Origin of the sequence: Hyphomicrobium denitrificans ATCC 51888 (genome assembly GCF_000143145.1) — a bacterium.
GTDB lineage: Bacteria > Pseudomonadota > Alphaproteobacteria > Rhizobiales > Hyphomicrobiaceae > Hyphomicrobium_B > Hyphomicrobium_B denitrificans.
The window spans coordinates 2589564-2612588 of sequence record NC_014313.1; the positions used below are offsets into that span (position 1 = coordinate 2589564).

General features: G+C 61.2%; 24 protein-coding genes. 13 read left to right on the top strand and 11 right to left on the bottom strand.

Annotation, left to right across the window (positions count from 1 at the left end; translation table 11 throughout):
• Nucleotides 1-29: 29 nt before the first annotated feature.
• The 7 genes from HDEN_RS12505 (at nt 30) to HDEN_RS12535 (ending at nt 5450) form a co-directional block, all read left to right on the top strand.
• Nucleotides 30-686: a CoA pyrophosphatase gene (locus tag HDEN_RS12505; RefSeq protein WP_041921656.1), complete on the top strand. Its 657-nt coding sequence runs from the start codon at nt 30-32 to the stop codon at nt 684-686.
• The gene (locus tag HDEN_RS12510) at nt 683-979 is read left to right on the top strand and encodes a hypothetical protein (RefSeq protein ID WP_013216492.1); all 297 of its coding nucleotides are present in this window, start codon (nt 683-685) and stop codon (nt 977-979) included. The genes HDEN_RS12505 and HDEN_RS12510 overlap by 4 nt, the downstream gene beginning before the upstream one ends.
• A 3-nt stretch (nt 980-982) precedes the next feature.
• The gene (locus HDEN_RS12515; protein WP_013216493.1) at nt 983-2239 is read left to right on the top strand and encodes a CCA tRNA nucleotidyltransferase; all 1257 of its coding nucleotides are present in this window, start codon (nt 983-985) and stop codon (nt 2237-2239) included.
• A 92-nt stretch (nt 2240-2331) separates the two neighbouring features.
• Nucleotides 2332-2565: a hypothetical protein gene (locus HDEN_RS12520; protein WP_013216494.1), complete on the top strand. Its 234-nt coding sequence runs from the start codon at nt 2332-2334 to the stop codon at nt 2563-2565.
• 128 nt (nt 2566-2693) lie between these two features.
• Nucleotides 2694-3506 carry a UDP-2,3-diacylglucosamine diphosphatase gene (locus tag HDEN_RS12525; RefSeq protein WP_013216495.1) on the top strand — a complete coding sequence of 271 codons (813 nt, stop codon included), beginning with the start codon at nt 2694-2696 and terminating at the stop codon, nt 3504-3506.
• 44 nt (nt 3507-3550) lie between these two features.
• Nucleotides 3551-4795: a BtaA family protein gene (locus HDEN_RS12530; RefSeq protein ID WP_013216496.1), complete on the top strand. Its 1245-nt coding sequence runs from the start codon at nt 3551-3553 to the stop codon at nt 4793-4795.
• A 10-nt stretch (nt 4796-4805) separates the two neighbouring features.
• Nucleotides 4806-5450 carry a class I SAM-dependent methyltransferase gene (locus HDEN_RS12535; protein WP_013216497.1) on the top strand — a complete coding sequence of 215 codons (645 nt, stop codon included), beginning with the start codon at nt 4806-4808 and terminating at the stop codon, nt 5448-5450.
• A gap of 23 nt (nt 5451-5473) precedes the next feature.
• Here the strand turns inward: HDEN_RS12535 and HDEN_RS12540 are convergent, their stop codons facing one another.
• The gene (locus HDEN_RS12540; RefSeq protein WP_013216498.1) at nt 5474-5656 is read right to left on the bottom strand and encodes a hypothetical protein; all 183 of its coding nucleotides are present in this window, start codon (nt 5654-5656) and stop codon (nt 5474-5476) included.
• 179 nt (nt 5657-5835) lie between these two features.
• The gene (locus tag HDEN_RS12545; protein WP_013216499.1) at nt 5836-6687 is read right to left on the bottom strand and encodes a hypothetical protein; all 852 of its coding nucleotides are present in this window, start codon (nt 6685-6687) and stop codon (nt 5836-5838) included.
• A 339-nt stretch (nt 6688-7026) separates the two neighbouring features.
• Here HDEN_RS12545 and HDEN_RS12550 point away from each other — a divergent pair, with 339 nt between their 5' ends.
• Nucleotides 7027-7464, top strand: a complete 438-nt coding sequence (locus tag HDEN_RS12550; RefSeq protein ID WP_013216500.1) for a DUF7282 domain-containing protein — start codon at nt 7027-7029, stop codon at nt 7462-7464.
• 166 nt (nt 7465-7630) lie between these two features.
• Here HDEN_RS12550 and groL read toward each other — a convergent pair whose 3' ends face one another.
• From groL to HDEN_RS12565, 3 genes are all read right to left on the bottom strand, one after another.
• Complete coding sequence (groL, locus tag HDEN_RS12555) at nt 7631-9277, bottom strand: chaperonin GroEL (RefSeq protein WP_013216501.1); 1647 nt, start codon at nt 9275-9277, stop codon at nt 7631-7633.
• A gap of 45 nt (nt 9278-9322) precedes the next feature.
• The gene (groES, locus tag HDEN_RS12560) at nt 9323-9637 is read right to left on the bottom strand and encodes a co-chaperone GroES (protein ID WP_013216502.1); all 315 of its coding nucleotides are present in this window, start codon (nt 9635-9637) and stop codon (nt 9323-9325) included.
• Nucleotides 9638-10047: 410 nt separating this feature from the next.
• Entirely contained in the window at nt 10048-10377 is a 330-nt protein-coding gene (locus tag HDEN_RS12565) for an H-NS histone family protein (RefSeq protein ID WP_041921657.1), read from the bottom strand.
• A gap of 483 nt (nt 10378-10860) precedes the next feature.
• Between HDEN_RS12565 and HDEN_RS12570 the strand changes: the two genes are divergently transcribed.
• The 3 genes from HDEN_RS12570 (at nt 10861) to HDEN_RS12580 (ending at nt 14860) form a co-directional block, all read left to right on the top strand.
• Entirely contained in the window at nt 10861-11451 is a 591-nt protein-coding gene (locus HDEN_RS12570) for a superoxide dismutase (RefSeq protein ID WP_013216504.1), read from the top strand.
• 86 nt (nt 11452-11537) lie between these two features.
• Nucleotides 11538-13373 carry a cyclic nucleotide-binding and patatin-like phospholipase domain-containing protein gene (locus HDEN_RS12575; protein WP_013216505.1) on the top strand — a complete coding sequence of 612 codons (1836 nt, stop codon included), beginning with the start codon at nt 11538-11540 and terminating at the stop codon, nt 13371-13373.
• Nucleotides 13374-13510: 137 nt separating this feature from the next.
• Nucleotides 13511-14860 carry a patatin-like phospholipase family protein gene (locus tag HDEN_RS12580; protein WP_013216506.1) on the top strand — a complete coding sequence of 450 codons (1350 nt, stop codon included), beginning with the start codon at nt 13511-13513 and terminating at the stop codon, nt 14858-14860.
• Nucleotides 14861-14872: 12 nt separating this feature from the next.
• Here HDEN_RS12580 and HDEN_RS12585 read toward each other — a convergent pair whose 3' ends face one another.
• Together HDEN_RS12585 and HDEN_RS12590 are read right to left on the bottom strand one after the other, a co-directional pair.
• The gene (locus HDEN_RS12585) at nt 14873-15169 is read right to left on the bottom strand and encodes a DUF4236 domain-containing protein (protein WP_013216507.1); all 297 of its coding nucleotides are present in this window, start codon (nt 15167-15169) and stop codon (nt 14873-14875) included.
• A 124-nt stretch (nt 15170-15293) separates the two neighbouring features.
• A complete protein-coding gene (locus HDEN_RS12590) occupies nt 15294-16730 on the bottom strand; it encodes a helicase HerA-like domain-containing protein (RefSeq protein WP_013216508.1) in 1437 nt (478 codons plus the stop codon).
• A gap of 223 nt (nt 16731-16953) precedes the next feature.
• On the opposite strand from HDEN_RS12590, the gene HDEN_RS12595 reads away from it, so the two are divergent.
• A complete protein-coding gene (locus HDEN_RS12595; protein WP_013216509.1) occupies nt 16954-18834 on the top strand; it encodes a methylmalonyl-CoA mutase family protein in 1881 nt (626 codons plus the stop codon).
• Between the two features lie 52 nt (nt 18835-18886).
• Nucleotides 18887-20287, top strand: coding sequence for a chloride channel protein (locus HDEN_RS12600; protein ID WP_013216510.1), 1401 nt, complete (start codon nt 18887-18889; stop codon nt 20285-20287).
• On the opposite strand, the gene HDEN_RS12605 is transcribed toward HDEN_RS12600, so the two are convergent.
• The 4 genes from HDEN_RS12605 to HDEN_RS12620 all read right to left on the bottom strand — a co-directional run bounded on the left by HDEN_RS12605 (nt 20276) and on the right by HDEN_RS12620 (nt 22947).
• The gene (locus tag HDEN_RS12605; RefSeq protein ID WP_013216511.1) at nt 20276-20929 is read right to left on the bottom strand and encodes a hypothetical protein; all 654 of its coding nucleotides are present in this window, start codon (nt 20927-20929) and stop codon (nt 20276-20278) included. The two genes, HDEN_RS12600 and HDEN_RS12605, sit on opposite strands and share 12 nt — an antisense overlap.
• A gap of 281 nt (nt 20930-21210) precedes the next feature.
• Nucleotides 21211-21411: a hypothetical protein gene (locus HDEN_RS12610; protein ID WP_013216512.1), complete on the bottom strand. Its 201-nt coding sequence runs from the start codon at nt 21409-21411 to the stop codon at nt 21211-21213.
• Nucleotides 21412-21657: 246 nt separating this feature from the next.
• Nucleotides 21658-21933 carry a hypothetical protein gene (locus tag HDEN_RS12615; protein ID WP_013216513.1) on the bottom strand — a complete coding sequence of 92 codons (276 nt, stop codon included), beginning with the start codon at nt 21931-21933 and terminating at the stop codon, nt 21658-21660.
• A gap of 75 nt (nt 21934-22008) precedes the next feature.
• The gene (locus HDEN_RS12620; RefSeq protein ID WP_013216514.1) at nt 22009-22947 is read right to left on the bottom strand and encodes a DUF817 domain-containing protein; all 939 of its coding nucleotides are present in this window, start codon (nt 22945-22947) and stop codon (nt 22009-22011) included.
• Between the last annotated feature and the right edge of the window lie 78 nt (nt 22948-23025).

Sequence of the window (23025 nt, forward strand, 5' to 3'; positions counted from 1 at the left end):
ACGCCAGACATATGGTTACAATTCGTAAAATGTCCTCTCTTTCCGCCCCGAATGTGACGTCAACGGACCTAAACGCCGAAGTTTTCGAAAAGCTCGCCCGTGCGCGTCTGCTGGCGGAGCCGCCGGTGATTAATGGAACGCATGCGTCGGGCGATGACGATCTCAATCCGGATGCCGGAATTTTTTCCTCCGACGTCCGGCATGCGGCCGTGCTCATTCCAATCGTCGCGCACGCGCCGTTGAGCATCATTTTGACGGAGCGGACGGGACATCTTTCCTCACATGCCGGGCAGATCGCTTTCCCAGGAGGAAAGGTTGAGACCGATGATGCGAGTCCGATGGCCGCTGCGGTCAGGGAGGCACGGGAGGAAATCGCGCTCGACGGATCGTTCATCGAGCCTCTCGGATATCTCCCGACGTATCGCACTGGCACGGGTTTCATCATCACGCCGTCCGTCGCGCTGGTGCGACCGGGATTTCATCTCGTTCCAGATCCGGCGGAAGTCGCCGACATCTTCGAAGTGCCGTTTCAGTTTCTGATGAACGAAGCCAACCATAAAATCGACAGCCGGACCTGGCGCGGCAACGAGCGGAGGTTCTATGCCATGCCTTACGGCGAACGCTATATCTGGGGCGCGACCGCCGGAATCATCCGCGCGCTTTATCGGAGACTGTTCAGCGCATGATCCGCATCGTTTTCGAGAACATCTTTTTCTTTCTGCTGCCGACGCTGTTCTACATCGCGTGGGTGGCATTCCGGGACGATGAATGGAAAGGGCTCGGCGAAATCATGCGCAATGCGCCGCTGCTCAAGCTGTTCATCGCGGGTGCTGCGCTCATGCTGACGACGCTCGTGGCTTTCTCAACGCGAACCTCCAATGCGCCGAATGACGTCTATGTTCCGCAATCGATGCACGATAGAAATCTCGAACCCGACCGCACAATTCGCGCGCAGGAACCGCAACCCGAAAAACCTTGAGTCATGACGCAGCTTACCGCGACCCGTCCGCGCCTCATTGCAGGATGGCTCGACGCCAAACCACTTCGCAACGTTTTCGCGGCATTCGATGCGGCTCAGGCGGAGGTTCGCGTTGTCGGCGGCGCAATTCGCAATACGCTGATCGATCGCCCAGTCATCGACGTCGATCTTGCTACGCCGGCCGTTCCGGACGCCGTCATCGAGCTTGCGCGACGCGCGGGGCTCGGCGCGCATCCGACGGGCATCGAGCACGGCACGGTGACGCTCGTTTCCGATGGCGTCGGATTTGAGGTCACGACGCTTCGGCGCGATATCGAAACCGACGGACGCCATGCGACCGTCGCATTCACCCAGTCGTGGGACGAGGATGCGCAGCGACGGGACTTCACGATCAACGCGCTTTATTGCGCGCCGGATGGGGCGATCTACGATCCGATGGGCGGGATTGCCGACCTTCGCAGGCGGCGCGTGCGCTTCATCGGCGATGGTGAAGCACGCATTCGCGAAGACTACCTGCGTATTCTGCGGTTTTTTCGCTTCAGCGCCGAATACGGCAAAGGCCATCTCGACGTCGACGGACTGGCGGCCGCGATCAAGCTCAAGCAAGGTCTAAGCAAGCTCGCAGCCGAGCGCATTCGCGCCGAGTTCCTGAAGCTGCTCGCGGCGCCCTATGCTGCTGAGGTCGTTCGGGCCATGTACGAGAGCGAAATTCTGGCGCTCGTGCTTCCCGGCACTTTGCATCCCGAGAGGCTGGCGCGGCTGCAGGCAATCGAAGCCGGCCTCGGTCAGCCGCCAGACGTGATCTGCGGACTGGCGGCGCTCGCCGTTTCGGGCCCGGGCGACGTCGATGAGCTGGCGCAGAGGCTTCGCCTTTCCAACAGCGAAGCGTCCGCGCTCCGGTCCGCGGCAAGCTTTGATCCGGGTCTCGATCCCGCGCAGCCCGAAGCCGCTGCCTGCGCCGCGCTCTACCGTCTCGGCTCCGAGGCCTTTAGACGGGCCGCAGTCGTCGCGTGGGCGCGCTCGAATGCTGCCGCCACCGATGCAGCCTGGCGCAAGCGCGCGCTTCTGGTGGACCGCTGGAGCCCGCCGAAGATGCCCTTCAGCGGCAGCGACGTTCTTGCCCTCGGGATACCAGCGGGCCCGTCCGTCGGCGAGATTCTGAGGGCGTTCGAGACGTGGTGGATTGCGGCCGCGTTTCCGGCCGATCGCGCCTTGCAATTAGAAAAGTTTAAAGCTTTTGCGACAAACGTAGTTCATTAACAAAGCATTAAATTTTACTTCAAACTGCTCAGCACAGTGCTTATGGTCCCAGCCCGGGGTTTCGTTTGTACCGCGTCGAGGGGAATGCCCGGATGGATGATTTTCGTCACGAACGTGCTCGTTCGCTAAAATACGTTCAGATCGTTTTCGCAGTTCTCGCACTTTTCAGTCTCACTGCGGCTCTCGCCGTCGCCACCCGAGGATCTGAACTCGGGCTGCCCGAATCGTCGACCTACCCGATCTCTCTCGCATTTCTGATGGTTGCCGTTGTCGACACCGCGCTCTTGTTCGTCTGGGAACACATTTTCCAGCGCATTGAATTTTAGGTCGCGCCGCCACATATGAGTGAAATTAACCGCTCCAGTCGCGACGCGTCGCAGGCTGCCGTCATACGCGTGTAACATGAATCCGGTCCTTCGCTTGGCATGAAAAGCTTGGCGATTGGGGGCCGAACTTGAGCGCCGCGACCGCATCCGGGGAACTGAATTACCGCGCCGTATTCCTTTCCGATGTCCATCTCGGAATGCGCAATTCGCAAGCGCCAGCCCTTCTCGATTTCCTGCGCTACGTCGAGAGCGAGCAACTTTACCTCGTCGGCGACATCGTCGATTTCTGGAAAGTCCGTCGCGGCCCTCACTGGCCACAAAGTCATAACGACGTTCTGCAGAAGCTTCTGCGCAAGGCGCGCAAGGGAACGCGCGTCGTCTTCATTCCCGGCAATCACGACGACGGTCTGCGCGACTATGCGGGCATGAACTTCGGCGGCGTCGAACTTCGCCGCGACGCTATCCACGAAGGCGCCAACGGCAAGCGCTACCTCGTTCTGCACGGCGATGAATTCGACGTCGTGGTGCGTTATGCGCGCTGGCTCGCGTTCCTCGGCGACCGTTCTTACGATGCGGCGCTGGCCTTGAACGTGCCGCTGAATTACGCGCGGCGCATGCTGGGCCTTGGGCATTGGTCGCTATCGGCGTTCCTGAAGCTCAAGGTCAAAAGCGCCGTCAACTTCATCGGCGAATTCGAGGATGCGCTCGCTTCCGAAGCGCGCCGCCGCGAGGCCGATGGTCTCATCTGCGGCCACATCCATCATGCGAACAATCGTATGATCGACGGCATTCATTATCTCAATTGCGGGGATTGGGTCGAAAGCTGCACCGCGATCGGCGAGCGCTTCGACGGCCAATTCGAAATCATCCGATGGAAAGAGCACATCGGTCAGCGCGCGACGCAGGCCGCGTCGGGACGTTGGCTGATCGAGGCCGCCTAAGAATTCAAATGCCGTAGCGAAAGCGGCGATCAGGGAGATCGTGTGTGAACGTATCCGCGAAAGTCTTCGAACCGACCAGCGTCGACCTGCTCAGCGAGGCTGTGCACCAGAACCGCGCATTGAGCGCGGCGGGCTTTCTCGAACGAACTTTCACCTTTGCTTTCCGCTCGATGGTCTATCCGCAGATCTGGGAAGACCCACGCGCGGACATGGAGGCGTTGGAATTCACGCCGCAAAGCCGTGTGATGACGATCGCGTCCGGCGGCTGCAACGTGATGAGCTACCTGACCGGAAACCCGGCGCGCATCATCGCGATCGATCTCAACGAGACGCATATCGCGCTTTTGAAATTGAAGCTCGCCGCCGCTCAGCATCTTCCGAACCACGCAACGTTCTATCGCTTTTTCGGCGCCGCCGACGATCGCCGTAACGTGCATCTCTATCGCGATCTGATCGCGCAGCATCTCGACGCCGAGACGCGCGCCTATTGGGACGGCCGCGACATCAGCGGACGGCGGCGGATCTCGCGCTTCGCGCGCAATTTCTACCGCTATGGACTGCTCGGCCGCTTCATCACGAGCGGACACGTCATGGCGCGCATGCTCGGGGCCAATCCGAAGCGCATTCTAGACGCACAATCGATCGACGAGCAGCGCGAGATTTTCGATCGCGAGATCGGTCCGGCGTTCGACCATCCACTGCTGCGCTGGATCACGTCCAACCGGGCTTCGCTGTTCGGGCTCGGCATCCCGCCCGTGCAGTACGATGCGCTGTCGGACAACGGCGCGCGGCCGATGTCGGAAGTTCTGAAGGAACGCGCCCAGCGCCTCGCGACGGGCTTCGATCTCAAGGACAATTATTTTGCGTGGCAGGCGTTCGGGCGGCGTTACGCTCCGCAAGGACAAGGTCCCTGCCCGCCTTATCTCGACAAGGCAAACTTCCTGGCTGTCAAAACGCGCACGAACCGCGTGACCGTCGTCCATGACAACATGATCCGCTTTCTGTCGAACGAACCCGCCGAAAGCCTCGATCGTTATGTCCTGCTCGATGCGCAGGATTGGATGGACGATGCGACGCTCAACGCACTGTGGCGCGAGATCACGCGCACGTCGCGTCCGGGTGCCCGCGTCATTTTCCGTACCGCTGGCGAGCCGAGCATTCTGCCGGGACGCGTTTCGAGTGCGCTGCTCGAGCGCTGGACGTACGATGCGGCGCGCTCCGCTGAAATTCACGCGAAGGATCGCTCGGCGATCTACGGCGGCTTCCACCTTTATCTGAAACGCGACTGACGGAGCGCCGATGTCGGACACTGCTGCCGGCGCCATGGATGTCATCTATCGGCACCAGCGCTTTATTTATGATCTGACGCGTCGGCATTATCTTCTGGGACGCGATCAGATGATCGCCGACCTGACGCCGCCCGCGAATGGAACCGTGCTGGAAGTCGGCTGCGGGACGGCGCGCAATCTGATCTGCGCGGCGCGGCGTTATCAGAACGCGCGCTTCTTCGGGCTCGACGTCTCGGAGGAGATGCTGAAAACCGCGCGCGCCTCGATCGCAAAAAGCGGCGAGAGCAACAGGATCAAAGTTGCACAAGCCGACGCGACGGCGTTCGACCCGCAGTCACTGTTCGGCCTTTCGTCGTTCGATCGAATTTTCATTTCATATGCGGTGTCGATGATTCCGACGTGGGAAGCTGTGCTGGATCGGGCAGCCGCAACGCTGGCGCCGGGCGGCGCGTTGCACGTCGTCGACTTCGGAACGATGGACGAGATGCCGAACGTCGCGCGCAAGGCAATGCTTGCGTGGCTCGCGCACTTCAGCGTGACGCCGCGTCGAAACTTGCACGACGTTGTACGCGCCGTGGCCGAGCGGCACGGCTTAGTGTCCTCTTTCCATCAGGGCCGATTTGGCTACGCGGCGATGGCGAAGATCAATCGCTGAAAAATTTCGACGCGTGGCACCCGTCAGCTAACGTGCGGACCGCGCATCAATTGCAGCGCCGACTGAATTCTCCGCCAGTCATCAACGAGACGCTTGTCGCCGCGCTCTTCGAATTCGCGAACTCTGTGTGCGGCCTCTGCCAGCGCTTTTGCACCATGAGCTTCGTAGAGCTGTCGCGCGTGCGCTTGAATTTCGACGGCATCCATCGCTTTGCCTCTCTCTGGTTGACGTCCCGGAGTGCTTTTAGGTTGGCTCCTAGAGCCGCGATTGAAAAGTCCCGAAAGTAAAATGTGATCGATGAGTCGCGATGGACATAAAAGAAAGCCCCGCGGGATGGGGCTTTCTGCGTGCTCCTAGCGGATGCGTCAGAATGAGATGCGGTGCATCAAGGATTTGCTGCGGGTGCTTCCGGTTTCGGAGTGCCGGCGCCATTCGCGACGATCTCAGCGACGAGAGCCTTGTCCTCGGCAGGAATTTCGGACACGGCTGGTGCGTCGGCCTCCGCCGAATGCTCGGTCGCAGGCTGATCCGATTCCGCCGCTGCCTCTTCGGCGGGAGCAGCCTCGGATTCCGGTGCAGCTTCCGCTACGGGCTCCGCCGATGCTGGAGCTTCGGCTTCGGCTGAAGCTTCTGCTGGTGCATCGTCGGCTGACGTTGCCTCCTCTGACGCTGCCTCTATCGGAGCGGCTTCGGCCGAGTCGGCAGATGCCGTGTCGTCCGCAGCCGGTTCAGACACAGGATCGGCTTCGATTTCAGCAGCCGCCGCATCGGAAACCGCTTCGGCGTCAGCCGCCTCCGCAGCAACTTCAGCAGGCGCCGAATCGTCTGCGGTCGCGTCCCCTGCCGGTTCGGAAGCTGCGGCTTGTTCGGATGCTGTGTCGTCCGCCACTGGTTCCGCCGCGGCTTCCGCAGGAGCTTCTTCGGCTGTTGCTTCTGCGGCGACCGCTTCCGGTTCTTCGACGACGGCGGTCTCGGCAGTAGCTTCCGCCGTCGCTTCCTCTGCAGGTGGCGCAGGCTCATCGGCTGCGGGAGCTTCAGTTTCTGCTTCCGCAGCAGCAATGGCCTGCTCCGGCGCTTGCTCTTCGACTATTGCAGCTTCCGCGGGTGCCAGAGCGGCTGACAGATCGCCGATCGCACGTTCGACCGCTTTCATCGCCTTCCAGTCCGAGGTGGCCTCAATGCGCGATTGAACGCCCTGATGTAACTCCTTGAGCTTGGACAGAATATCTTCCGACATCTAGTCTTCCCTTTCTTCTTGGATTTTGAGAAAAAGTCGCCCCTTCATCAGCGCATGACTGTTCATGCGGATGCTCGTCTTCGAATTTTGCAGTAATGCGCAAGAATAAATGTACAGGAATTATTTACTAAACCGAACAGGTGCGGCGAACTGTACACAGCTATAAATTGCGGTCGCGCCGAGCCGAGGCCGCGTGACGGTCCGCAGCGCTCTCACAAAAACTCTCGCAATCGTGAGGAAAGTTCAGCAACGGCGTCGATTGAACGCGCCTCAGGTACGCCCAAGTCGAATGTATCGGCAGTCTCAATGGGAGACGCCGCAGGAGACAAGGAGCCTGTTATGCCGGCACGTTTGAGTGTTTCCGTGATTGCGCTTGCCTGTGGACTTGCGAGCCTGACCGCGCCCGCCTTCGCGATGCAGGAACAGGGAGGCAACGCGACCATCGCTCCCGCATCCGTCATTGTATTCAACCAGAAGCTCGACGGTTCGAACGTAAAGCTCACCTACGCCTACGCTCCGCAGAAAAGCTTCGCGGTCGTCTACGGAAGCGATCAGCACGGCAAACCCGACAATACGGTGTTGGGATCGATGGCCCTCACCGCGGGCGACCATCGCGACGTGAAAATCCCGATTTCGGGTGAAGTGAAGCAAGGCAGCCCGCTTTGGGTCTCGCTCTATCAAGCCAAGGGCGACGGCGCGACGTTCGATCGTGCGAACGCGACGTCTTATTGGGGCAAAGGGCCTCTTCCCTCGACGAACGAGTTCGTCGTCCAATAACAGACCTTAAAATAGAAAAGCCCCGCAGCGACTGCGGGGCTTTTTTATTTGCGCCTTCCGACTCTTCTCCGAAGAGCCGGCCGGAAGGCGCGAAAATATTGCGTAGGCGAGGATCGACGCGCCGGGCGGCCGGCTCCCCGAAGGGGAGTCGCCCGGCGCAATCAAATTAGAAGTCCATTCCGCCCATGCCGCCCATGCCGCCGCCAGGCGCGCCGTGCGAATGGCCGGCGTCCTTCTTCGGCACGTCGGCGATCATGGCTTCCGTCGTGATCAGAAGGCCCGAAACCGAGGCTGCGTCCTGCAGCGCGCAACGCACGACCTTCGTCGGGTCGATGACGCCCTGGGCGTAGAGATCGCCGTACTCGTGCGACTGCGCATTGTAGCCGTACGCGTACTTCGAGTTCTCGAGGATCTTGCCGACGATGACCGAACCATCCTCACCCGCGTTCGTAGCGATCTGGCGGGCCGGAGCCTGCAGCGCCTTGCGGACGATGTTGATGCCGACCTTCTGATCGTCGTTCTCGGGCTTCAAGGCGTCGAGCGACTTCGCGGCGCGAAGCAGTGCAACGCCACCGCCAGGAACGATGCCTTCTTCAACGGCTGCGCGGGTTGCGTGCAGCGCGTCGTCGACGCGGTCCTTGCGCTCTTTGACTTCAACTTCCGTTGCGCCGCCGACCTTGATGACGGCCACGCCGCCAGCCAGCTTCGCAAGACGCTCCTGCAGCTTCTCGCGGTCGTAGTCCGAGGTCGTTTCCTCGATCTGCGCCTTGATCTGCTTCACGCGGGCTTCGATGTCGCCCTTCTTGCCCGAACCGTCGACGATCGTGGTGTTCTCCTTGTCGATCGTCACCTTCTTGGCGCGGCCGAGCATGTCGAGCGTCACGGTCTCAAGCTTGATGCCGAGATCTTCCGAGATCACCGTGCCGCCCGTCAGGACAGCGATGTCCTCGAGCATGGCCTTGCGGCGATCGCCGAAGCCCGGAGCCTTGACGGCTGCAACCTTGAGGCCGCCGCGCAGCTTGTTGACGACGAGCGTCGCGAGCGCTTCGCCTTCGACGTCTTCAGCGATGATCAGGAGGGGCTTGCCCGACTGGACGACGGCTTCGAGGACCGGAAGCATCGCCTGCAGACCCGAAAGCTTCTTCTCGTGGATGAGAATGTAGGGGCTCTCAAGTTCAGCGATCATCTTGTCAGCGTTGGTGATGAAGTACGGCGAGAGATAGCCGCGATCGAACTGCATGCCTTCGACGACATCGAGTTCGAAATCGAGGGTCTTGGATTCCTCGACCGTGATGACGCCTTCCGAGCCGACCTTGTCCATCGCTTCAGCGATCTTCTTGCCGACGACTTCGTCGCCGTTGGCCGAGATCGTGCCAACCTGAGCGATCTGATCCTTCGTGACCTTCTTCGAGTTGGTCTTGAGGTCATCTATGATGGCCTGAACGGCAAGATCGACGCCGCGCTTCAGATCCATCGGGTTGGAACCGGCTGCAACCGACTTCGCGCCTTCGCGGACGATGGCCTGAGCGAGAACCGTTGCCGTCGTCGTGCCGTCACCTGCGAGATCGGCCGTCTTCGACGCGACCTCTTTGAGCATCTGCGCGCCCATGTTCTCGAACTTGTCTTCGAGCTCGATTTCCTTCGCGACCGTCACGCCGTCCTTCGTGATGCGCGGGGCGCCGAACGACTTTTCGATGACGACGTTGCGGCCCTTCGGACCGAGGGTGACCTTCACCGCGTTGGCGAGGATGTCGACGCCACGGAGCATGCGCTCACGTGCGTCTTGAGCAAATTTGACGTCTTTAGCTGCCATCTAAGCAACTCCTGAATTTAACTGATGCTTCGGAGGGGAAGGAAATTAAGCGGCGGCTTTTTTCTTGGCCGTCACTTCGAGAATTCCGAGGATGTCGCTCTCCTTCATGATGAGGAGGTCCTCGCCGTCGATCTTCACTTCGCTGCCCGACCACTTGCCGAACAGAACGCGGTCGCCGACCTTGACGTCGAGGGCGTTGACCTTGCCAGCCTCGTCACGGGCACCCGGACCGACGGCAACGATCTCGCCCTGCTGGGGCTTTTCCTTGGCGGTATCGGGGATGATGATCCCGCCTGCAGTCTTTGCTTCTTCCTCAATACGTTTCACGACCACGCGGTCGTGGAGAGGACGGAACGCCATGGGTCTAACCTCATGATTTGGCTTGATGATTCGATGTATGCTTGCAGCGACGGGGAGTTGCATGCAGGACGAACCCAGCTTGTGAACCCGGCTGGCGACGCCCCGTGACTGCGCGCTGGTTATATGGAAGCGGTTGATAGCACTGTCAAGGATCGAGTGCTAATTTCGGGAGGGTCAGCGCGGCGAAGGGTTAGCGTCCGCTTCAGATACTGTTCGCGCAGGCGCCCAGCGCATCGGCCGTCAACTTGGCCGCAACGTGGCCGGCAAACGATAATTTTTTGGAAATTTTCGCCGCAGCACGCAAATATTCAGACGGCTGACGGCTTTTGTTTCTATAGAGATAATATAGAAGTGATGGCAGCGACCGCCGACCTTCTGGGAGATCGGCGGTCCGCTCGTGCGACGCTCGGTCAGATCTCAAAGTCGGCGAGCTTGGCACCCTTCCTCAGTCGTTCGACGACCCAATTGGGTTTGCGTCCGCGGCCGGTCCAGGTGTCGAGTTTGTTTTCCGGGTTGGCGTATTTTGCAACGCCTACTGACTTTGTTTTTCCGGGTCCGCGGCCGCGGGCTCCGCCGAACAATTCCGCAACCGAGAAACCGTGGGTCTCCGCGAGATCTGCGACCCGCTTCTTGATCTCCATCCGCTCGCGATCGCGCGCCATTGCCAGAGCTTTTTTTACTCTTCCATCAAGATCAATAAGCTCTTTCAGTGAAAGCTTGTCGACATTGACGGCGGCCATTTTTTTTACCTTTCGCATCACAAAACAAAACCTCTGGTAAATCCACCGCCAATGGTGGAGTCTGAAAAGTGGCGCAGAAAACTCATACGCCCGCGGCAAAGTCAATATACATATTATACGAACTTCCGGGACAGCGATGAATTATCGGCAATTGATGGTGCTTACCAATTTAAACATCAGAACCGGCATTACTACGTCGCAGCATTTTATAATGCGGGCAAGCTTTATTGGTTCATAAGATCTAATTTCTAAAATCGGAATTAAACAGCGTTGCGTTCGTTCGGCGCTCTGCGGTGCGCAAATCTATTGCCTGAATCCTGGAAAATGACCGACTAACGACCATATGGACCTGCGATCGGAAAAAATTTCGATCCGTGGAACCCGAGGGCGGATGCAGGCGTTATCGCTAGCTTGTGTTGACTCCTCTCAAAAGCTACTTTCCTGCGTCGCGCTACCTTTAACCCAATGGATGAGTGGCCTTTCATGACACTGAAACTTCCCGATCTTCCGTATGCTTACGACGCCCTGACGCCGTTCATGTCCGCCGAAACGCTCGAATTTCACCACGACAAGCACCACCTCGCGTACGTCGATAACGGCAACAAGCTTTTGGCCGGCTCCAAATACGAGGGCCAGTCGCTCGAAGATATCTGCAAGAATGCGTATGCCGATAAGAATGCAGGCATCATCAACAACGTCGGCCAGCATTGGAACCACCTGCACTTCTGGCAGTGGATGAAGAAGGGTGGTGGCGGTAAAAAGCTTCCCGGCAAGATTGAAAAGCTGGTCGACGGCTATGGCGGTTTCGACAAGGTTCGCGGCGATTTCATCGAGGCCGGCAAAGGCCAATTCGGATCGGGCTGGGCCTGGCTTGTTATCAAAGACGGAAAACTCAACGTTCAGAAGACTCCCAATGGCGAGAATCCGCTAATGCACGGCGCGAAGCCGATCCTCGGCGTCGATGTCTGGGAGCACAGCTATTACATCGATTATCGCAATGCGCGCCCGAAATACCTCGAAGCGTGGTTCGACAATCTCGTGAATTGGGAGCATGTCGAAGCGCTGGCGGGTTAACTCCCCTCGCGTTCTCATTTGCTTCTTATGATTCCCGGGGCGCCGGTATGGTATAAGGCTCAAAAGGTCTGCCATGCGGCGCCCCGATGTCGTTTAAGCCCTTCTCTCTTTCGAGCGTCACCACGTTTCGGGATTTGCCTCCGAACGTTTTGCGTTCGCTCGAGGAACGGCTGCAGCCCGTATCCGTGAGGCATGGAGACTGCGTCGTCCGGCAAGGCGAAATCGCCGACGCGCTGCATGTCGTCGTATCCGGCCGATTTGCCGTCGAGATCGACGGGCATGACGAACCGGTCGCGGAAATCACGCACGGATCGACGATCGGCGAGATCGCATTTTTTACCGGCGGCGCGCGAACAGCGACCGTGCGAGCGATCCGCGACGGTGTCGTCGTGCGACTGACGCGCGATGACTTCAATTCGATATCCGAGGCGTCGCCTGCGATCTGGGCCGCGCTCACCGCGACGCTCGCAGAGCGTCTTGCTATGCAAACGCGACTGCACGCCGATCTCCGTCGCGACATCGGCGTTAATGTTCCGCGCCCGCGGCCTCGAACGCTTGCTGTCGTCGGATGCGCGGATGTGCAAATCGATCCTCAATTCCTACGCGATTTCGCGAGCATCGCAGCTGCACGTCCCGGCACGGTCATCGCAACACGCGAGACGCTGCGCGATGTGCTGGGACGCGATCCGCGCGACGATGAGGATCTGACGGCGGCGTTGAACGAACTCGAAACCCGCTATTCTACAGTCGTTTTCATCGCTGATCGCGAACCGACCGCGTGGAGCGCGAAATGCATTCGCCAGGCCGACGAATTGCTGCTCGTCGCGGCGTCATCGGATGATCCGATCGGATGCGCCGTGCCGCTCGGCGCGTTGGAAGCGTTCGCGCTGACGCTGCACCCGCCGCACTCACGACGAATGGCCATCGTTCATCGCCGCAAGGGGATCGTGCAAGGCACGCGGCATTGGCTCGTCGGCCGCGAGCCCGCCATGCACCATCATGTTGCGCTCGGCGACAGCGAAGACGTGGCGCGCCTCTGGCGGTTCATCGTTGGCGAAGCCTTGGGCTTCGTCGCCTGCGGCGGCGGTGCGTACTGCGCGGCACACGTTGGAATCTACCAGGCGTTTCGCGAAGCCGGCGTCGGTTTCGATCTCATCGGCGGAACGTCGGGCGGCGCGGCGATGGCGGCGGCGATCGCGCAGGATGCCGATCCCCTGGACATCGACGCAGGCGTGCATCGCATGTTCATCGAAGGCCGCGCGATGGCGCGCTATACGGTGCCTCGCTACAGCCTGCTCGATCATGCGCACTTCGATCATCACCTCGAAAAGGAATACGGCGCCGTCCGCATCGAGGATTTGTGGAAGCCGTATTTCGCTGTCTCGGCCGATCTGACCGCCTACGAACCGGAAGTTCATCGCCGGGGCAGTCTTTGGCAGGCCATTCGCGCGAGCGCGGCGATCCCTGGCCTGCTGCCACCATTTTACACCGACGATGGACGAATGCTCGTCGATGGGTCGGTGATTGCCAACGTGCCGATCGATACGATGCACCGTCTGAAGCGCGGGCCGAACGTCGTCGTGAGTTTTGACACGGGTGACAGGCAGCAGTTCCCGGTCGACTACGCGTCGCTTCCAAAGCGCCGCGAGCTGATCTGGCAGCTTTTGAATCCGCGGAGCACCGGCAGGACGCCGCACGCTCCTTCGGCCGCGACCGTCCTTGTGCGGAGCCTGATGGCCAATCGCGGGCATTTCGAACGGCACCTGACGGCCGACGATTGGCTTCTCGTGCCCCCAACCCCTCCCGGAATGGGCGCGCTCGACTGGCGGCGTCACTCCGAGATCATGACCGGGGCGTACACGTACACTCGAAACGCGATCGAAACGCGGGGTTTGCCGCTCTTTTTGTCCTCCGGACACTGAAGCAGCCTCCAACCGTCGTCGGAACGCCACAGCGCCAAGAGGTTGTACTCACGGCGGCACTCGCGCGTTGCCCCGGCCTTGAGGGTGCCTTAAAACATTTGCGCTATTAGAGGGTTTTTCGGGTCCGGAGGTATTCAGTGTACAGGGCGAGGCTCTGTGTCGGCGTGGTGTTGGCGTTCTCGCTTTGCCTGACGGGCTGCGCGGCGACCATTCCGCGTAACGGCATCAGCGACGCCAGGCTCGCACTGGAAGCCGAAATCCCCAACATGCACGGCGTGCGTTTCTGGGCTGATGAAGTTCCCAAAAATCCGATTGCGGAAATCAAGCGCCGCACGGCGCACATGCCGCCAATCGCCCGCAGCGCCAAGCGCATCGACGGTCGTCCATTGATCGAAACGCTCGCACTTTCCGGCGGCGGTTCCGACGGAGCGTTCGGCGCGGGCGTTCTCGCGGGATGGAGCAAGCGCGGCGACCGTCCAGAATTTGAGATCGTCACCGGTGTCAGCGCCGGCGCCATCATCGCTCCGTTCGCGTATCTCGGACCGTCGGAAGACGAAAAGCTGAAAGCGATCTGGACGCAGTACAAGCAGAACGAAGTCATCACCACGCAACTGCTGCCGGCGCTGTTCGGCGGCCCGGCGCTCGCCGATACGACGCCGCTGCAGGAACTGATCGCGCATTACGTCGACCGCGAATTTCTCGACCGTATCGCTGCGCAGTACAGACGCGGCCGCATCCTGATGGTGCTGACGACGAATCTCGACGCGCAGCGGCCCGTGGTCTGGAACATGGGCGAAATCGCGCTCAGCAGATCGCCGCGCGCGATCGAGCTGTTCCGTAGTGTGATCCTGGCATCGGCTGCCATTCCGGCGGCATTCCCACCCGTCAAGATCGAGGTCGAGGCGGACGGCAAGATGTACGACGAGCTGCACGTCGACGGCGGCACGACGCGCGAGGTTTTCGTCCTGCCCGCGGAAGCGCCGCTGCAGGCATTCGACTCCCTTTATCCCAAGCCGCCGATCCGCAGATTTTTCATCATCAAGAATGGCAAGGCATCGCCGGAGCAGGAAGTCGTCAAGGCGACGACCTTGCAAATCGCGTCACGGGCGATTTCGACGCTGATCAAGAGCCAGAACCAGGGCGAGCTGTATCATATCTATCGGATCGCGCTCGACGCGGGTGCAGACTTCAACTTCATGTCGGTTCCGGCATCGTTCGACTTCAAGACGACCCAGATTTACGATCCGAAGTACCAGACAGCCCTTTACGAGGAAGGTATCCGGGAAGGCCGCCGAAACATCTGGCTGAAATCGCCGCCGGGGCAGGCGCCGGTCGGCGTCCGTTATCAATCCAACGCGCCTGCGAAGGCGCGAATTCCCGAACTCGGCGCAGCGCCTTCCTTGGCGAAGCCCCAAGCGAGCAAGGCGAGCGCGAATAAAGTGGCTGCTAATTCCGGCTGGCAAAGCTCAGTACAGTCAGCACCGTAAGGACGGCAACGCTCAGAACCATCGCGGCTGCCACCAGTGCAGGAGCGTGCGGACCGTTTCGGGAGCGAAGAGATACGCAAGGCCCGCGATGGCTGCGACCGCCAGCAAAATGAGCACCAGCGCGAGACCGACCGGGGTACGATAGCTGAGGCCAGTGCCGGGAATGCCGAGCGTCACCATCGGCCCGTTCTTGCCGACGTTGACCGTCGCGCCGTTGCCGCCAATGCTCGAGCTGACGCCGGTCTTGCTGAGATTGATGCGCACGCCAGGCAAAATGCTGAATGTTTTGCGGAAGCGGAAATAGCCCATGTGCTGCTCTCCTCGTCGCCGGAACCGGCGCTTCAATTCTCGGCCCACGCCGCGGGCGGCCCAAAATCCGCGAATCTAAGAAAAACTAATGAGTCCAACTGTTACTTTCAACAGAGTTGGCAGGTCATTTCTTGAAACCGAAGATATTAGGGAATTTCGATAGTTTCTCTTTGATCTGGCCGCCGAACGTATTGCGGGACTGAAGCCGCTCGTAAGCCGATTCGCGGTCGAGAGTTTGGCGATACTTGCTGAAATTGGCTTTATCCGCTTCCACGAGGGACGCGCGCTCTTCGGGCGTCAGCGGACCCACCCGCGACATCGGCGGGCGGATCAGGGTCCGCTCGACCATCGACGGCTCGCCCTTACCGTGAAGCAGAGAGACGAGGGCCTCACCCACCTTAAGCTCCTGAATCGCGCGTTCGGTGTCGATGGCGGGGTTGGAGCGGAAGGTCTGAGCCGCAGCGCGAATCGCCTTCTGCTCCTTCGGCGTGAAGGCGCGAAGCGCGTGCTGGATGCGGTTGCCGAGCTGAGCCGAAACACGGTCGGGCACGTCGGCGGGGCTCTGCGTCACGTAGTAAACGCCAACGCCCTTAGAGCGGATGAGGCGCGTGACGCGCTCGATCTGTTCGAGCACGGCCTTCGGCGCCTCGTTGAAGAGAAGGTGCGCCTCGTCGAACAGGAACACGAGCTTCGGCTTGTCGAGATCGCCAACCTCGGGCAGCTTTTCGAACAGTTCTGTCAGCAGCCAGAGCAGGAACGTCGAATAGAGACGCGGCGTGTCCATCAGTTTCTCGGCGGCAAGAATATTGACGACGCCGCGCCCATCGGGCGTCGTCTTGATGAAATCCATGATGTCGAGCGCCGGCTCGCCGAAAAATTTGTCGGCGGCCTGTTCTTCGAGCACCAGAAGGCGGCGCTGGATGACGCCGACGGTCGACGTCGCGACGTGGCCGTATTTGCTTCTGATCTCCGAGGCGCGCTTGCCCATCTCATCGATGACGGAGCGCAAATCTTTGAGATCGAGGATCGTCATGTTCCTATCGCCGGCTTCGCGCTCGTCGGCCGCCCAGCGGAAGGCGATGTTCAAGACGCCTTCCTGCGGCTCGGTCAGCTCCATCAGGCGCGAGAGGAGTAGCGGTCCCATTTCCTGCACCGTGGCGCGCACGGGATGGCCAGCGTCACCGAAGATATCCCAGAACACCGTGGGGAACGCTGCGTTGCCGTAGTTGTTGATGCCGATTTCGGCGGCGCGCGCGACGAGCTTCGGGGCCTGAGTGCCCGTCATCGCGATGCCGGACAGATCGCCTTTGATGTCGGCAGCGAAGACCGGCACGCCGGCGGCGGAAAAGCCCTCAGCCAGGACCTGCAGAGTTACCGTCTTGCCGGTGCCGGTGGCGCCTGTCACGAGGCCGTGGCGGTTGGCGAGCGACAGTTCGAGGGTTTCGGCCGCCGGCTCGTGGCCGGACTTGCTGACACCGATGAGGACGGCCCCATCCTGCACGTAGTCGCGGGGATCGGCGATGGCCGATTGAGACCCCGGTGTGCCGGACTTTCCAGTCATGTGCGACCCTCGCAATCCCTAAATGGCGCCGACTCGCGGGCCAGCTGGCTCCAGATGCCACGGCATCCGGATCGAGGCAAACGCGATAGGAGGTGGCGACGGAGCGCGCGCGGCAATTGGGCCACGCCGGAGGCCAAAATTCGGGCTCGCGCGGGGCTCTCGACCGGGTATACCGGGGCGAATATTTTCACCTTAGTCCACTGCGCTCCAGGAGCCCGATCGAATGAGCCGCTCGCCCTCCGAGACGAACGAAACGCACCTTGCGGAAGGATTTCCCGCCGCCAAGGTCGAACAATGGCGCGCGCTCGTCGATAAGGCACTCAAAGGTGCCGATTTCGAGAAGCGGCTCGTCCGGCGGACGGCCGACGGGCTGAAGATCGATCCGCTCTATACACGCGCCGACGCGCTTGCGAGCGCCGCCGAGGCGCTACCTGGGCAGGCGCCGTTCACGCGCGGCACGAAGGCGGTCAGCGGCGGTTGGGACATCCGGACGTTCCACATCGAAAGCGATCCCAAGGCAGCGAACACCGCCATCCTTGAAGATCTGGCTGGTGGCGTGACGTCGATCGGCCTGCAAGTCGGCTTCGGCAACGGGCTCGCGGCGACGAAAGAAGCGCTCGGCGCTGCGCTCGACGGCGTGCTGTTGGACGTCTGCCCGATCGTGCTCGTCGCGGGCGACGCGTTCTTCGATGCGGCACTGGCGCTGACCGGCGTCTGGGATGCGCGCGGCGTCAAAGCCGCCGAGCGGCAGGGTTCGTTCGGCGCCGATCCGATCGGTACGCTGGCGATGACCGGACGCCTGTCCGAGTCGCTCGATACGTCGCTCGCGCGCGCCGTCGCGCTGATGAAGATCACGGCGGCAAGCCCGCGCGTGCAGGCGATGACCGCGGACGGCGTTGTCGCTCACGTCGCCGGTGCGAGCGAAGCGCAGGAACTGGCCGTCATGCTCTCGACGCTCGTTGCGTATCTTCGCGCGGCCGAGAAAGGCGGGCTGACGCCGGCTGAAGCGCTGCCGAAGATCAACGTGTCGCTTGCAGCCGACATCGACGAATTCTCGACCATCGCAAAACTCCGCGCCGCACGCCGTCTCATCTGGCGCGTCGCCGACGCCTGCGGTGCGGGCGACGCTGCCGCAAGCGTGACGATCAATTGTCCAACGTCCTATCGCATGATGGCGAAGCGCGATCCGTGGACCAACATTCTGCGCACGACGATTGCGTGCACGGGCGCGGCGCTCGGCGGCGCCGATGCGATCGTTGTTCTGCCGTTCACGTTCGCGCTCGGCAAGCCGGATGCATTCGCACGCCGCGTCGCGCGCAACATCCAGATCGTCTGCCAGGAGGAAAGCCATCTCGGCCGCGTCACCGATCCGGCCGGCGGCTCGTGGTACGTCGAGAATTTGACCGAGGACATGGCGAAAAAGGCCTGGGCCATTTTCCAGGACATCGAAGGCCGTGGCGGCATGGCCGCGGCGCTCACCTCCGGGTACATTCAGGACATCATCGCAAAAACTGCGGACGCACGCGCGAAAGACATCGCGACGTTGCGGCAGGAGTTGACGGGCGTCAGCGCGTTTCCGCTTCTCGGCGACGACGGCGTTCATGCTGAGGCTTGGCCAGCGGTGGCGGCGCAGTCCAATAAGGCGGCCGTCGAGGTCAAGCCGCTGAAGCCGCATCGTCTCGGCGAAGCGTTCGAAGCCTTGCGCGATGCCGCGGATGCGCATGGCGGATTCAAGGTCTTCGCGGCAAGCCTCGGCGAGATTGCCGATCACAACATTCGCACGACGTGGATCAAAAACTATCTCGCCGCGGGCGGCATCACGGCGTTGATCAGCGACGGTTATAAAACGCCGGAAGACGCTGCCGCCGCCTTCAAGGCATCGGGTGCGACGGCCGCGTGCATCTGCTCGTCCGATGCCGTCAATGCGGCGCTCGCACAGCCGACTGCGGAGGCTTTGAAAAAGGCCGGTGCGAAGCTCGTTCTGATGGCCGGTCGGCCGGGCGACGCGGAAGCCGCTCTCAAGGCTGCGGGCGTGGATCAGTTCCTGTTCGCCGGCGCCGACGCCGTCGCGACGCTCAAAGGGCTGCAAGAGCACTTGCGATAAATGAGGTCCGCCACATCGCGAATGCGGCAACCAAATATGCGGTGACGCGACGATGGCGGACGAAACTCCAGACGACAAGCCGAAGATGGGCGTGCGGGGACTGTCGCGCACACGCCGCTTGCGCGGCAGCATGCGCCGGTATCGGTATGTGAGCCTGTCGCGCCGCGTCTGGATGCGCCGCGCCGTCTTCATCGCGGGTGCATTGCTCGTCGGCCTGGCCGCCGTCGGGTTCGCCGGAATCGCGAACAGCGCGCAGGATCTTTACAGCTACATCCTCACGACCTACCCGATGCTGCCGCTCGTCATGACCCCGGCCTGCTTCGCGGTCTTGGCGTACGTGACGATGCGCTGGTTTCCGGCGGCGGCCGGCAGCGGCATTCCGCAAGTGATCGCGGCGCGCAAGAGTTCGGACCAGCTTCATGTTCGCGCATTGCTCGGCTGGCAGACGACCGTTGCCAAAATCGTGATGACAGCGCTGGCGCTCGCGGCGGGCGCGTCGGTCGGCCGCGAGGGTCCGACCGTTCAAGTCGGTGCATCCGTCATGTTTGCCGTGGCGACAGTCGCGGGTCTCGGGCGCCGGAACGGCTTCGTTCTCGCCGGGTCGGCAGCCGGAATTGCAGCAGCGTTCAACGCACCCATCGCCGGAATTCTTTTCGCGATCGAAGAACTGGCGAAAGCATTCGCCGGGCGCATCAACGACATCGTCATCGGTTCCGTCGTCATCGCCGGCGCGGTCAGTTGGGCGATCCTCGGCAATTACGATTATTTCGGCCGGGTCGATGCGGACATCGTGCGCATGCAGGATTGGGTCGCGGTTCCGATCTGCGCACTCTTCGGCGGCGTGCTCGGCGGGCTTTTCAGCGTCGCGCTGGTATCCCTGCTGCGCAAGCCGTTCGGCATCGTCGCCGTCATCAAACGGCAACCGATCATATTTGCAGCGCTTTGCGGCTTACTCGTCGCGATCTTGAGTATCGCAACGGCCGGATATGCATCCGGGAACGGTTATGCTGAAACACGCGCGTCGCTGATTGATGGGCAAGCCATCCCGTGGTGGTTCGGACTGGCGAAGCTGGGTTCGACGCTGCTGTCTTCTGCAAGCGGCATTCCCGGCGGGCTCTTTTCACCGTCGCTCGCCGTCGGTGCGGGGATTGGCTCGATGATCACGCCGATCTTCACGTTCGCCGATCCGCGCGTAATCATGTTGCTGATGACGGTTGGATATTTTGCCGGTGTCGTTCAATCTCCGCTAACGGCCGTCGTCATCGTGATGGAAATGACCAGCGACAAGAATATGGTCATCCCGTTGATGGCGACATCGCTTTTTGCAGCGGGTATTTCGCGGCTTATCAGCCGTGAGCCGATCTACCATGCGTTGGCACGCGGGTATTACGCTTCGGTTTTTCGCATTCACGGAACACCTGACGTCTCGCCCGGATCGCCGTCAGGGCGTTAGGCGATGATCCGGCGTGAAGGATCCGAAGCCGACGAGCCGGTCGAGTGTGGCGCTGATCCCTGTCGATTTCTGCTGAGGTTCGATCGTCGCGACGCGATTGCGCTGCTGACGCGCGTTACCACGTCTCGCAACGCGTGAATGAGAAGCACGCTCGCGGCGGCTGGCACGCTCGGCATTGCGCGCGACGGATCGCGGAATTTCCACGCGTTGCGTTTCCGCACGGATCGCAGCGCGCGCGACCTTGGCCGGGTCTGTCAAATCCGGCTGTTGCAGGAGTTCCGCGACTTTAATGAGCTGTTTCGGGTCTGACGATACGTCAAGACTGTCGGCGCTCCGAGGGTCCGGAGCAGCGGCGACGTGCGAGCCTTCCAGAGGCGCGGCGAACTTGGCGCTCAGGGCTTCTGCCGCCGAGCGCGTCGCGGACGAAAGCTCGCCGTCATTGCCGAAGTTGTCGCCGCGAGACGCGAGCAGGAACTGATCGTAATTCAGCACCGGCACGTAATCTGGAAGTCTGATCGCCGAGTGCATGCCAGAACCGGCCAGCACAGGCTGAGCTTGCGGCGTGTACTTCTGTTCCGCATGAATCGGAAACGTCACAGAAGCGAGCCCGACGAAAACGAGCGCAACAGCATTCAATCTCAAAACGCATCCCCCGACGCAATACAAACGGACTACGGGTCCTTGCGCGAACTCCGCCACGCGCGATCATCTGAACTCAACGATTGGCGAAAACGCGCTTCCGGTTCCCGCTCCCGAAACAAAAATTGCCGCTCAACAAGGCGAGAGAAAGGCTTAGTTTTTCTCGCGACGATGACAATTCGCGGAACGCGTCGCGGTGATCGCGGCACAAAAAAAATGGCCAGCTCTCGGGGGGTGAGGAGAGCTGGCCCAGGCACGGGGGAGGGAAACGATGCGTGAAGAAACTATTCGCGGCCGGACACCGCCAGAACCGTCATGACGGCGAGGATCGGAGCGGATGCGAGAATGGATACGGTCGACAGCGCGTATTCGTTACCGTCGAGCAGCGGCGCGAGAAGAGCCTGCGCGTCGGGGAGCGTCGCGAGGGCGACGGTCGCCGCCGTCGTGACTGCGGCTGTGGCGGACGCTGCGATGATGCACGACATGGTGACCTCTCCTCTCAATTGGCCGTCGTCTTGAGGAGAGAATGCGCGATGTCAGGCGGGGCCGCTGTTCCTTGGGTGACAGTGTTGATGGCGCTGGCGACTCCCCTGCGGGGAGCCGGCCGCCAGCGCGGGTGTCTTTGATTGGCGCTGGCGACTCTCCTTCGGAGAGCCGGCCGCCAGCGCGGCCCTGTTGAGGCAGCGATGGGAGATTCCGAGGAGCGGCGGCGGAGAGCCGGCCGCAGCGCGTTACTTCTGGAGCTTTTCGATTTTGGCGGCCATGTCGGGAATGACGATCATGCGATAGGTGTCATTCTCGCATTTCAGGATCCAGACTGCTTCGTTCGGCCTCGACGCTTTGACTTCGCGCTCGGCGCTTTTCGCCTGGCTGCAGGCAAAGCCCTGATCTCGAGCTTGCGAGGCGAGAAGATCGGGTGTCGGTTCGTCGCCGGGCAGACACATGGTCGCTCCGCTGAACGCAGCCACGGCAAAGCCGAAAACACCGAAATAAACCGCGTTCGTCATGACAGTCGCGCTCCGGGCCCGCGCCTCAACGTGTGCACTCTACCGCAATCGCGTGAAAAACGCCCTGCCGCTCGGCTATCGAGGTAAAAATTCAGTATCCTGATCATCGCGCGGCAGCATCGGCTGCGGCCGGTTGATGGCGGCGACCAGCGTGTAGGAAATCAGCATCAACAGGAACCACGATCCGAGCTTGCCGATGCCGACGATCTGCCAGCCGTGCTTCTGATGCGGATAGGCCCATGCCGCGGTAAACGTGCCGATATTCTCCGCGAACCAGATGAACAACGCGACCAGCACGAGCCCAAGCAAAAGCGGCATATGCCGGTGCGTTTTCCAGATTTTATAGTAGATCGTACAGGGTCCGATCAGGAGCAAGGCGGCCGCGAACAGAACTGGGCGCACGTCCCACGTATAGTGATGCGCGAAAAAATTAATGTAGATCGCGGCGCTCAACAGTCCCAGCACCCACACGGGCGGATGGCGCGTGAAGCGGAAATCGAACAGTCGCCAGCAGCGCGCGATATAGGAGCCGATCGCTGCGTACATGAAGCCTGTAAACAGCGGCACGCCGCCGATCCGCAGCAGGCTCGGCTCCGGATAGATCCATGATCCGACCGAGGTCTTGAAGATCTCCATGATCGTGCCGACGACGTGGAAAATCAGGATGACTTTGGCTTCCTCGATCGTTTCGAGCCTAAAGGCCAGCATCAGAACTTGAATGGCCACGGCGGCGATGACGAGGAAATCGTAGCGCGCGAGCGCGGCGCCCTTGGGATAGAAAAGGAATGTCGCGACGAGGAGCGCCAGCATCAGCGCGCCGAAGAGGCAGGCCCAGGCTTGCTTAACGCCGAAGCGGATGAACTCGTAGGCGAAGTGCGCGGCGGGTCCCCTCGCCTCGGCACGCTCGCCCAGATTGCTTTCCCAGGTGATGAAACGCGCCAGCGGCGCCCAGAGGCGTGCGGCGCTACCGGCCGCGCCGTCCCGGCGGGTCTCGTTCGCGACCTTGCGTTGCATATCTTACCCCTGGGGACATTCGGCTTGGGTCGCCCATCATGCGGGCGTTTGTGGCGGGCTCGGGCCAATGCCTGAAAA